Below are 12,215 nucleotides of genomic sequence, written 5' to 3' on the forward strand. Positions count from 1 at the left end.
AAAAAATTCTTTCTTATTGTCATCAGAGCTACCCGATGTTTTCACGACCTCTGATTCACGGCGTTCAAGAAGCAACTCCTCAACAATAAGCGATGATTTTCTAAAATATGAGGAGCTATTAAAAAAAATCCTCTCTTATTCGGAGCTAAACACTTCTTTCACAGCCTCTTGCTCCATCCCAATCATTGGATCAATCCACTGTTTTTCAATCGCTTCGGTTGATAAAATATATGTTTTTGGTAGTTGCTCTGTTGGTGCTTCTTCCATCGCTTTTGATTCGACAGACGTTTCGGTTGTGTCTTGTTCTACTGATAAAGTAAAGAGATCATCGCCAACATTTCCCTCCGTTGAATCTACGGCATTTTCTTGAGTGGCTTGTTGACTTGTCTCTGCTTTTACGGGATGAGCAGTTTCTCCCGCCTTGGTATAATTTCCTTCTTCAAAAGGATCATTACCTACAAGGGAATCTTCATAAGCGACAAGTTTCGTTCGTGTAACAAGACTCATACTGTCATTTTCTTCGATCCGTTTCTTCAATGTCGTCATTCGACTAGCCGATTCATTCGCAACGCAAGTAACGTACGCTTGTTCTTCTCCAAGTAGAATCAATAGTTCTTTACTTCTTGTGACAGCCGTGTAGAGAAGATTTCGTTGCAACATCCGTTGGTACTGATGAACCATCGGCAAAATGACCATCTTAAATTCGCTTCCTTGAGATTTATGGATCGAGCAACAATAAGAAAGGGTGATTTTATTCCATTCATTGCGTTTGTAAGTCACTTCATTCGCATCAAATTGAATCACTAATTCATCCACTTTATCTTCTGAATCTTTCGCTAACACGATCCCCGTGATCTCACCCATATCACCATTAAACACATTGAGTTCAGGTGTGTTCACTAATTGTAATACTTTATCACCGATTCGATAAACAGTCTCATTCCAGTGGACTTCTTTCCGTCCTGCACCTCCAGGATTAAAAATCGACTGCATCATTTTGTTTAACGCATCAATACCAGCTGGACCACGGTACATTGGCGCCAAGACTTGGATATCTTGTGCAGTGAAGCCTTTATTTTTGGCTTTTTCAACAATCTTTGCGATTAAAGGTTCGATACTATAGGCATCACTTCGAAAGAAAGAACGATCTTTTTGATTTTGCAAAAAATCACTTGGTAAATGGCCTTCTTTGATTTCATGAGCAAGGGGGATAATACTTGATCCGTCTCCCTGCCGATAAATTTGATTCAATTCCACTTTCGGGATTTGGTCAATTCCTAATAAATCATGCAAGACTTGTCCCGGTCCGACAGAAGGTAATTGATCTTTATCTCCTACTAAAATCACTTGCATGTTGGTAGGGATAGCTTTAAATAGCGTATTAGCTAGCCATGTATCGACCATCGACATTTCATCGATGATCAACAACCCACCTTCTAATTCTTTCGTACTTACTGAAGGAGATTTTTCTCGACCATTCAAACCTAGTAGTCGATGGATCGTGCTGGCAGGTAATCCTGTCGTCTCATTCATTCGTTTGGCTGCTCGACCAGTTGGTGCAGCCAGTAGGATCGGAAAAATTTCTTGGGTATATTTGTTTGGATCTAATTCTAAGCCATTTAATTCTGCAAACAAGTTGACGATCCCATTGATAACTGTTGTTTTCCCTGTACCGGGACCCCCAGTTAAAATAAATAAAGGTGATCGGATTGCTTCCGAAATTGCTTTTTCTTGCGATTCTCCATATTGGATACCAAATATTTTTTCAATTCGCCGAATGTTTTTCTGCACTTCTTTTTCGTCATAGTTGATTTCTTTTTTCCGACTAAGTAACCGTTGAATCGAGTTACCGATCCCCCATTCTGAGAAATACAGACTATTTTCATAGAGATTGGTTTCTTCTTGTTGGATCTTACCTTCTTCCACAAGTTGAATAATGACCGTCGCTACTTGATCAGGTTGGATCTCAATTGGTCGACTGGTTTCCAGAATTTTGATTGTTTGATGAAGAAGCGTTTCAGCTGGTACATATGTATCGCCAGTTTGAACAGCATGTTGAAAAATCTGATGTAAAACTGCAGCTCGAATCCGTCTTGATGAATCAGCCGCGATACCTAATTGTTCTGCAAGATTATCTGCTCTTTTAAAGCCGATCCCTTCCACATCTTCGACTAACTGATAGGGATTTTCCTGGATGATATCTAAAGCTTCATTTTTATATGCTTGATAGATACTAAAAGCTAACTGACTACCAAAGCCATAACGATTCAAGCCCATGATCACTTGATCCATCCCATGGTTCAAACGAATCGTCTCAACGATCATATCTCTTTTGGCCTGATTCAAGCCTGCGATTTGTTCTAATACGGACGGCTCTTCGATGATTTTTTCAATCGCTTCTTCACCTAGTTGCTCCACGATCTTCTCAGCTGTTTTCTTGCCAATCCCAGGAAATTTTTCACTGGATAGATAACCCACGATCCCGTTGACTGTTGTTGGTTTCTCCTGCTCATAGCGTTCAACCTTTAACTGTCGCCCATATTTAGGATGATCGACTAATTCGCCGTAAAAACGATAAAGCTCATTTTCTTGGATCTCACCAAAGCTTCCAGTGACCACAATTTCTTTTTCACGATAGTCAGCTGTTGTTTCAGTGAGCCGAACCAACAGTACTTTATAAAAATTACTTGGATTTTGAAAAAAGATTGCGGCAACTGTACCAACAAAATAAGGCATTTCTTCTGGCTGCATCTTGCCGCCTCCTTTCCAATTAGAGTAATGGTTCTGGTTTTGTCTCTTTTCCTAAAAAGTCAATTTCGTTCCAAACTTTTAGTTCATAAGGCAACAAATTGTTGGGTTCTCCTGTTTCTAAAATCGTCAAACTACTATTATATAAGCCACCCATTTCTCTTAGTTGACTCAGTTTTTTTCCTGTCAACCATTGGATCGCCGCAGTTAATGATGCCCCATGTCCAACAAACAAGATCGGTCCATCATGTAAAGCAACGGCATCAGCCACAACTGTTTCAATACGAGTAATGGCACATTCGATCGCTTCTCCTTTAAAAGGTGTCGGATCATAACGATCTAAGTGGTTACGTAGATTGGGAAGGTTTTCCGGATATCGTTCGTACATTTCATCAATTGATTGACCTTCTAATTCTCCTAAACCCAATTCTCTTAATTTATCAGTATAAATAATTTCGACTGGATGCGCTAATTCTTGGTTGATCCCTTCGGCTGTGTCACGGGCACGCTTAGCGGTACTTGAATAGATTGCTTTAAATGGTACATACTTCACTTTTTTACCAAATGCTTTGATTTCCTCATAGCTTTCAGGTAAAAGTGGTGAGTCGCCTTGGCTTCCTTGAAAACGGCGTTCGAGATTCCATTGTGTTTTTCCATGTCGGGTAAAATATAATTCCATTTATATCGGACTCCTTATAGGCTCATTTAGACAAAGATGATGCTACTATTTTATAAAATTTGTTCCTTAAAAACAAAGAACTCCTTCAATAAAAAGTCCTTGTGATTATTCGTATTGAATCAGAATACTTGATAAATGACCTCTTGATAAACGGTATTTTCCAAGTTGATTCTGTGCATTAAGTCTAAACCAAGTAAAACATGAAAAGCTGTTTTTCTTTGTTTCTCCTTAATGCTTGAATCAGAGCACTTGGAAAATGACCTCTAGTCTAGTTTATCATTTTCATAATGGTGCGTTAACTCTAAATTAGGAAATCCTTGTTGGCGCAATGCTTCATAGACGATCATTGCAGCCGTATTTGAGAGATTCAATGAACGGACATGTTCGTCATTCATTGGGATTCTTAAACATTTTTCTTCATTTTCACGCATAAATTCTTCAGGTAATCCTGTTGTTTCCTTGCCGAATAAAAAGAAATGGTCTTCTCCATCAGCGAAATTTTCGTCACTATATACTTTATGGGCAAACTTCGATACCAAATGAAGTTTACGTTCCCCTAAATAAGCCATAAAAGCATCTAAATTTTGATGATAGGTAATATTGACATCGTTCCAATAATCCAATCCTGCACGTTTTAGATGTTTATCATCTGTTGAAAATCCTAACGGTTCAATCAAGTGCAAGGGCGTATTGGTTGCTGCACAAGTTCGGGCAATGTTTCCAGTATTTGCTGGAATCAATGGTTCAAATAAAACGATATGGTTCATTAAGATCCATCCTCTCATCTATATGTTAACTAACTAGTAGTGATTTTGGCATAAAAAAAAACGTATCAACTCGGTGTCAGTCACTGCGAGTCGTTACGTTAGTGAAGCTCTTCTCACTAACTTTTATCAGAACAGGAACCTGATAAAAACCAATGAAAAAACAACTTATCGTTACTATATCATCAACAAACTCTTTTTGCAACCTTTAGAAATGAATAATTTCATTGCAATCGTTTTCTCTTATTTCCTTTTAATAATTCTACGTCAATTGTAATCTTTTTCAAAGGATTCTGGTACACACGCTCTTTGACGTCTTGACTGACTTGCCATTCGAGCGGAGACATCGCTAACAAATCTTTCCGATTTTTTTCTGGGATATCAAATTCGTAAGTAACACGCCGACGTTCAGTCAATTCTAGGGACTCCGCAAACTTAGCCACCACTCGTTCATTTGAATACTGTTGTTTCTCAGGCTGGTCTGGATAAAACGCTTGGCGTAATTCTTTTAAATAATCTTGTTGCGGAACGATTTTCAAGACTTCCCCATCATCGGTTAGCACACGTTGAAATTCTTTATAGTGAGAAGGCGAAAAAATATTTAGAATCGTAGTAAATGTTTGGTCTTCAAAAGGAAGATTGGTTAAATCTGCTACACACCAAAACGCCTCGACCGGCTGAGCAGTAGCCGCATAAATACCTTCTTTAGAAAGATCAAAACCTACGGCCTTTTTCAACGGTTGCAGTCGTGCTAATTCATTTAAAAAGCTTCCTTCGCCACAGCCAACATCTAAGACCTCTGATCCCTGCGATACTTGTTGTGCTAACAAGTCGATCACAGGCTGATACATACCTGCTTGGATCATTCTACGTCTGGAATCAAACATACTCTGATCATATTCCGTTTTTACCCCATGAGATAAAAAGTAAAGCGTGCCTTTTTTGGATAAGTCGAAGCGATGGTTCTGATGACAAACCAAACCGTTCTCAGTGACTGCTACTCCAGCATGGCAAAGTGGGCATCGGAACAGCTGTTGATTTCCCTTTAAAAATTGGCGACCTTGATCAATTTTTTTTAACATATTTTTTGCTCATTTCTTGTTTTAATCGTTGAATATTGCTTTATTCCCTTTTCATCTTACCGTTAGAAGAAAACTTTAGCAACTACAAAAAATATGGTACAATTTTAGAAGAAGAAGGCGAATGATAAAGGAGCAGGCAAATGATCAAAGAATTTTGTGCAGAAAATTATACTTCCATTCCTCTAGCAATTGCTAAGGGAGCGAACCGGATCGAATTATGCGATAACTTAGCTGCTGGCGGAACCACACCTAGCACCGGAGTGATCGAAGAAGTTTTAAGCTATGCCAATGAAAAAGAAGTACCTGTAATGACAATTATCCGACCACGAGGTGGCGATTTTGTCTATAATGATATTGAATTAAAGATCATGCATACTGATTTAATCGAAGCGAAGAAATTAGGTACAGATGGCGTAGTTATAGGCTGTTTGACTCCTTCAAATTGGATTGATGAAGAGGCAATGGAATTATTGATCGAAACCTCAGAAGGTCTACAAATCACGTTCCACATGGCTTTTGATTGTATCCCGCAGGAACGGCAATTTGAAGCGATTGATTGGCTGGTTGAACACGGTGTAGACCGGATTTTAACTCATGGTGGAGATGCGAACGCACCAATTGAAGCCAATTTTGACCATTTAAAAAAATTGATTGCTTATGCTGACGGACGTCTGATCATCTTACCTGGTGGCAAGATCGATTACAAAAATGCAGAACATGTTGCCAAAGAACTAGGCGTGAATGAAGTTCATGGAACAAAGATCGTTTCATTCGACTAAATTTTTTCTAGTAATAATAAAAACGTAAGAAGCAAGTTGATTACTTTGCTCCCTACGTTTTTTATTTTTATCACAGACTTGTTGCACCATCTCAAAAGGAATGGCTACATAAAATACCCCATAAACAATGAAGCGATGTTGAAATAGATCAAGACACTAGTCAAATCACTCAAGGTGGTAATAAAAGGACCACTAGCCACGGCAGGATCAAACCCTAAGCGATCCATCAACATCGGAATCAAGCTTCCTGCCAAGTTGGCTACAGTAATCGCAAATAACATGGCAATCCCAATCACAAAGCCTAAAATAAAGTTATGCTTCCAAATTCCTACAATCAAAAAGATCGTCAAGCCAGTGATTGCCCCTGTCACAAGTCCTGTGAGTACTTCAGCTAGAATCAAACGGACAAAACCAGCATCTTTGTCGTCAGAAACAGCCAAACGGCGAACTGCAACCGCCAATGATTGGGTGCCAGCATTCCCCGCAGTTCCGGTGATCAACGAAATGAAGACGGCTAAAATACTTGCTTCACTCACCAGTTCTTCGTAATGGCTGATCAACGAAGCCGTAGACATCCCTAAAAATAATAAGGTGATCAACCAAGGAAGACGTCTAGCAGCTGACTTCACGGGATTTTCATTGATTTCCTCAACATTGACCCCTGCCAAACCAGAGTAATCACTTGCAGCCTCATCATCAATAACATCAATAATATCATCAACTGTTACGATCCCCAGTAGATGGTCATCGTAATCTGTTACGGGTAATGCTAGAAAGTCATAATCACGAAAGGTTTGCGCGACATCTTCTTGGTCATCTCCCACATGGACGGATAACACACGTTCGCTCATCAAGTCAGAGATCATTGCATCATCATCATTAACGATCAAATCCCGCAATGAAATAACTCCAACCAATTGTTCTTCTTGATTGACGACATAGATATAGTAAATGGTTTCAGCTACATCTGCTTCGTTTTTTAAGACATACATCGCAGAACGAACCGTTTGATTCGCCACGATCGAAACAAATTCGGTCGTCATGATCGCGCCAGCTGTTTCATCTTCATAGTGTAATAACTCTTTGATTTCACTAGCATCGTCAGTAGTCATTAAACTTAAATATTTAGCGACTTGTTTTTTATCTAAGGTATTTAGCAAATCTACTGCATTATCGGTATACATTTCTGAAAGCATTTCTGCAGCATAACTCGGACGCATTTCAGCTAAATACTCTTTCATATATTCATTGTCTTCTTCAATCACATCAAACATATCTGCCAATTCTTTAGGAGATAAGTAGGAATAGATCAGTTGACGATCCTCTTCGTTCAGAGATTGATAGAATTGCCCCTGCTCGTAAATATGCATTTCCAGGAAACTATTTCTAAATTCCTGTAGGTTATTTTCTCTTAAATCCTGTAGTAACTGGGCAAATCGTTCCTCTAGTTCTTGATTTTCATCCAACTCTATCTCACCTCACCCTAACTTTCAAAATGCTGGAGAACAGTCGCCATATCTTTAGCCAAAGGCTGTTTAAATTCCAATCGTTCCTGTGTAAAAGGATGATCAAAACGCAGGTCGTAACAATGTAAAGCTTGTCTTGCTATTCCAAGATCCATACGCCCACCATACATTTCATCTCCTAATAGCGCACAGCCAATTTCTGAAAAATGAACTCTGATTTGATGGGTTCTCCCCGTATGCAGTTGGATATCTACCAAAGCAACCTCTGCGGTGTTTTTCGTTAACCAATATTCGGTTTGTGCGCTTCGCCCAGCTGTCGAAACCATCCGTTTCAGTAAAGAAGATTGGTCTCTCGCAATTGGAAGGTCAATCCAGCCGTGAGGTGCTAATTTAGTTATTTCGCCACTCACAAGTGCTTGGTATTTCTTCACAAATCGTTTTTCTCGAAGCTGTACATCTAACTTTGCATGAGCAAAGCCATGTTTGGCAAACAACATCAACCCAGAAGTATCCCGATCTAGTCTTGTCACCACATGAATGACTTGATTTTCGTAACCTTGTCGTTTGTAATAAGCTTTTACTCGATTAGCCATCGTATAGTTTGGATGATATTGTGCTGGAATCGAAGAAACGCCAGCTGGTTTATTCACAACTAATAGATGTTCATCTTCGTAAACGATCTCGATCGGTGTTTCATCTAAAAGTACCGTTTCGTGTTCGCCTTCTGCTGGAATGACAATTGTTACCTTATCATTGTACGATAGAGAAAACAAGACATTTTCAGTTTGACCATTTACTTTGATCTCGCCACCTTGAAATTTGATTTTCGCTAACAAACCTTTAGAAATTCCTTTTTCTTTTAAAAAATATTTTATCTGCTGCGGATGATTTTTTTCATACGTCCACACAAATTCCATGTTATCCCTCACCAATAAAGGAATCTTTTACACGATGCCAAAAATGCATGTGGCGATAAGAAGCAAAATGAATTCGCTCTTTTGCAATGCGATAATAGATGGAACGAATATTCGATTCCTTAATATCCAATTGGTCGACTGTAACAAGATAATCCTCTGTATTTTCTAATTTGATTTCCAGCCATTCGTCTTGTGCGATGACCATAGGCGAACCGAGTGTACGAAAGACTCGATTATTTAATGAAGCAATTTCAGTTAACTGAAAGGCATTGATACTCGGATGAATAACTGCCCCGCCGATACTTTTATTATAAGCGGTTGAACCTGTTGGCGTAGACACAGCCAATCCGTCCCCTCTGAAACTTTCAAACAATTCATTTTTGATATATACATCGGCAACCATCGTCCGATTTGATCGTTTAATCGTGGATTCATTCAAAGCCAAGAAATGTTTTGCCGGCTTATCATCTAAATAACTGATCTTTATATCGAGCAAAGGATAACTTACACTTTGTTCTTGATTGGTCTGTAAGCTATTGACTAATTCTTCCAATTCATAGTCACGCCAATCCGTATAAAAACCTAAGTGCCCTGTATGGACCCCTAAAAAACGAACTTCATTTAATAGATGGCTATACTTGTGAAAAGCGGACAATAACGTCCCATCACCACCTACAGAAATCACTAAATCGGGGCGTTGTCCGTCGATTTGAATAGCCGATTGTGTCAAAAGAGCTTTCAATCGTTCGGTAACTTCAATTGTTTTCGCTTCTTGGTTATGAACGATCGCTACCTTCATCCGTGACCTCCTCTTTTTTCTCTCTATTTAATACGGTACGATAGTAAACGTCATCTCGTTTTCCTCTTCCATGGGAAAATAGACGTTGAGCTTCTTGGATTTCTTCCCGAATATTGGACATTTCTTCGTCCAATTGATAAGCCGCTTCTGCCGCACGTTGGAGTCTTTCACTCATTTCTTCAGGAAACACGCCTTGATATTTATAGTTCAATGAGTGTTCGATTGTCGCCCAAAAGTTCATAGCTAACGTCCGGATTTGAATTTCAGCTAAAATTTTCTTTTCGCCACTGATCAACTGAACAGGATACTCAATCACTAAATGATACGAACGATACCCACTGGCTTTTTTATTTGTAATATAATCTCTTTCTTGAATCACTTTCATATCTTTTCTTTTACGAATGATATCTACTACTTGGTGGATATCTTCTACAAACTGACACATGATTCGTAATCCAGCAATATCAGACATTTCTTCTTCTAAACGGCTCATCGGAATATGACGCAGCTGTGATTTTGTCACAATGCTATCGACTGGTTTGACTCGTCCAGTAACAAACTCAATCGGAACATGTCGGTTTTGTTCTCTGAATTGCTTACGGATCCCGCGTAACTTTACTTTTAATTCTGATACTGTTTGTTCATACGGTGCTAAAAACTCTTCCCAATCTCGTTCCATCGCTGATCCCTCTACTTCGTTAACATTCTTTTCTATTTTAACATATAAATGAAGTTTTTTTGTACCTCTCGGCTTTTTGTATTGACCAAAAAGGAAAAATTAGGCAGAATGAATGAAAGGGGCGATCATTATGTCTGAAATGTTAGAAATTGAATACAAGTCCATGCTGACGCAACAAGAATATAGTCAATTGATCCAGTATTATCAACTAAAACCAGAAGATTTTACGGTTCAAACGAATATCTATTTTGATACACCAGATGGACAGCTAGCACAAAAAAATTGTGGATTACGCATCCGATTACTTGAAGATTGGGCAGAATATACACTAAAAACACCTGCAAAAGAAGGAAAACTTGAAACCACTGATACTTTAAGAAAAGAGGAAGCACTCTCTTTCATTGAGCAACGTCAATTACCACGTCAGGGTGCTGTTTTTCAAAAATTGTTAGAATTGGCTGTTCCTTCGGATGAATTGGGCAAAATTGGAGACATTACTACCAAACGTGCGGAATTTCACATTGAGGAAGGTCTTTTAGCGATTGATGAAAGTTTTGGAGAACAATTACATGATTTTGAACTGGAGTTAGAAGTATCTGATGCTACTCTTGGTAAATCTGCCTTTTTAGCGTTTTTGGAAAGACATTCTTTCCCTTATCGACCAGCTAAAAATAAAATTCAACGGATGCTAGCAGCGAAAAATTAAAGTTCTATCATTTTCACAAGGCACTTGAGTTCATTTTTTATCGTTTTTCTGTTAAGTTATACGTTGTGAATAAAAGAATTCACGAGTTGTATAGAATCTATTTTGGGGGAGATTCATATGATCGAAATCTATTTATTTGTTAATCCTTTGGGGAAACATTGTTTTACACTAGAACAACAGTTATTACAATTTATTGAAGAAGAGTACGGAAAAACATCCAAAGAAAAGATGCAATTTCGTTTTCTGCCTTTAGTTAATTTGCAGACAATTGGGGATGTCATGCAACGTAACGGAATTTCTCAAAACGACCTCGTTACGCGTAACCACTTATTTTCAACTACCTATTCTGCTGCGTTAGACTGTAAAGCGGCACAGTTCCAAGGTAAGAAAAAAGGACGTCAATTTTTGATCAAAATGCAAGAAGCTGTAGGTTGTAATAAAGTACCGTATTCTCCAGAACTTGCTGAATCACTTTTTGCAGAAGTCGGCGGCGATATCGAGATGTTCAAAGAAGATCGTCAATCCGAGTTTGTTAAAGAAGTTTTTTTCTCTGATCAAAAAATTGCTCGAGAAATGGGCATCACCAAACATCCTTCTGCTGTAGTGTATAACTACTCCTGTGAACAAGACTTTGGTGTCTTAATTGAAGGCACAAATACAGTCCGAAAAATAAAAGAACTTTGTAAGACTAAAAATGATTCTTATCAAATTTTTGATGGTGAACATTTACATACAAATGATTCTCGCTTACAACCAGGAAGTAGCCATTTATATTTACTCTCTAACTAATGATGTCAAGAACCATTCGTTTCACTAACTAACCGTTTTTCAAGTACTTAGATCACTAAGTATTCGAAAAACGGTTATTTGGTGCTTGTAGAAAAATATGGGAATCTTTACCAACATGGACTAATAGCACATCGTCTGAGGTTGAGATAAAAGTGTGTAGCATCAAGAAATAAGAAAGAGTTTTTCGAAAAACGACAAAAAGCAATCGCATCCTTCAGAAAATAGCTGATGCCATTTTCGACCGATACGACTGCTTTTTTTAATGAGACTGGGACAAAACTTGTCTCAGTCTCTTCTAGTATCTCTAAAAACGAATAAACGGTGTTCAAGAAGCAACTCCTCAACAATAAGCGATGATTTTCTAAAATATGAGGAGCTATTTTAAAAAATCCTCTCTTATTCGCTCGGAGCTGAACGCTTCTTTCGCAGCCTCTTGCTAAACGGTGTTCAAACATCAGCTCCTTGAAATAAGCCTGAATTTTTCAAAACATGAGAAGCTGTTTCAAAAAATTCTTTCTTATTGTCATCAGAGCTACCCGATGTTTTCACGACCTCTGATTCACGGTGTTCAAAGAGCTGACCTTCGGCGATAAGTCAAAAAATCTCAAAACATGGGAAGCTGTTTCGAGATTTCCATCCTTAATGCTCCTGCGATTACTCGTCGCAGTTTTTACTTGGTGAGCGCTCAGGTCAAAACACTCTTTTCACGACCTCTTGTTCACGGTGAGACAAAAGCAGCATCTTCGGAAAATTTGCCGAAATTTACCAAAAATTTGAGAAGCACCAAGTAGGTAACAATCAACATCA

Annotated in this window: 11 protein-coding genes; 3 read left to right on the forward strand and 8 right to left on the reverse strand. The window is 38.6% G+C overall.

The genetic code is table 11. The features are described 5' to 3' along the window. Nucleotides 1–135: 135 nt before the first annotated feature. The 4 genes from recD2 to IGK53_RS13350 form a co-directional block, all read right to left on the reverse strand. Nucleotides 136–2,751: an SF1B family DNA helicase RecD2 gene (gene recD2 / locus IGK53_RS13335; protein ID WP_430605056.1), complete on the reverse strand. Its 2,616-nt coding sequence runs from the start codon at nt 2,749–2,751 to the stop codon at nt 136–138. Between the two features lie 19 nt (nt 2,752–2,770). Beyond that, nucleotides 2,771–3,427: a histidine phosphatase family protein gene (locus tag IGK53_RS13340; RefSeq protein ID WP_010738514.1), complete on the reverse strand. Its 657-nt coding sequence runs from the start codon at nt 3,425–3,427 to the stop codon at nt 2,771–2,773. A gap of 263 nt (nt 3,428–3,690) precedes the next feature. After that, the gene (trmL, locus tag IGK53_RS13345) at nt 3,691–4,194 is read right to left on the reverse strand and encodes a tRNA (uridine(34)/cytosine(34)/5-carboxymethylaminomethyluridine(34)-2'-O)-methyltransferase TrmL (RefSeq protein WP_010720164.1); all 504 of its coding nucleotides are present in this window, start codon (nt 4,192–4,194) and stop codon (nt 3,691–3,693) included. Between the two features lie 221 nt (nt 4,195–4,415). Further along, on the reverse strand, nt 4,416–5,273 hold the full coding sequence (locus tag IGK53_RS13350) for a methyltransferase domain-containing protein (protein ID WP_430605058.1): 858 nt from the start codon (nt 5,271–5,273) through the stop codon (nt 4,416–4,418). 140 nt (nt 5,274–5,413) lie between these two features. Here IGK53_RS13350 and IGK53_RS13355 point away from each other — a divergent pair, with 140 nt between their 5' ends. Next, nucleotides 5,414–6,052: a copper homeostasis protein CutC gene (locus IGK53_RS13355; RefSeq protein ID WP_010720166.1), complete on the forward strand. Its 639-nt coding sequence runs from the start codon at nt 5,414–5,416 to the stop codon at nt 6,050–6,052. A 104-nt stretch (nt 6,053–6,156) separates the two neighbouring features. Here IGK53_RS13355 and mgtE read toward each other — a convergent pair whose 3' ends face one another. From mgtE to IGK53_RS13375, 4 genes are read right to left on the reverse strand one after another with little or no spacing between them, the layout of a single operon-like run. After that, nucleotides 6,157–7,518 (reverse strand): magnesium transporter, encoded by a 1,362-nt coding sequence (gene mgtE, locus IGK53_RS13360; RefSeq protein WP_010720167.1) that lies wholly within the window; start codon nt 7,516–7,518, stop codon nt 6,157–6,159. A gap of 17 nt (nt 7,519–7,535) precedes the next feature. Continuing rightward, nucleotides 7,536–8,435, reverse strand: coding sequence for an RluA family pseudouridine synthase (locus IGK53_RS13365; protein ID WP_010720168.1), 900 nt, complete (start codon nt 8,433–8,435; stop codon nt 7,536–7,538). Nucleotide 8,436: 1 nt separating this feature from the next. After that, nucleotides 8,437–9,234 carry an NAD kinase gene (locus IGK53_RS13370; RefSeq protein ID WP_010720169.1) on the reverse strand — a complete coding sequence of 266 codons (798 nt, stop codon included), beginning with the start codon at nt 9,232–9,234 and terminating at the stop codon, nt 8,437–8,439. Further along, complete coding sequence (locus tag IGK53_RS13375; RefSeq protein WP_161638105.1) at nt 9,212–9,913, reverse strand: GTP pyrophosphokinase; 702 nt, start codon at nt 9,911–9,913, stop codon at nt 9,212–9,214. Before IGK53_RS13375 ends, IGK53_RS13370 begins: the two co-directional genes overlap by 23 nt. A 130-nt stretch (nt 9,914–10,043) precedes the next feature. On the opposite strand from IGK53_RS13375, the gene IGK53_RS13380 reads away from it, so the two are divergent. Next, entirely contained in the window at nt 10,044–10,619 is a 576-nt protein-coding gene (locus tag IGK53_RS13380) for a CYTH domain-containing protein (protein WP_202606140.1), read from the forward strand. 117 nt (nt 10,620–10,736) lie between these two features. Beyond that, nucleotides 10,737–11,408: a ClpXP adapter SpxH family protein gene (locus IGK53_RS13385; protein WP_034699468.1), complete on the forward strand. Its 672-nt coding sequence runs from the start codon at nt 10,737–10,739 to the stop codon at nt 11,406–11,408. Nucleotides 11,409–12,215 lie beyond the last annotated feature (807 nt).

Source organism: Enterococcus sp. DIV1224, assembly GCF_050555455.1.
In the GTDB taxonomy this organism is placed as follows: Bacteria; Bacillota; Bacilli; order Lactobacillales; family Enterococcaceae; genus Enterococcus_B; species Enterococcus_B lactis.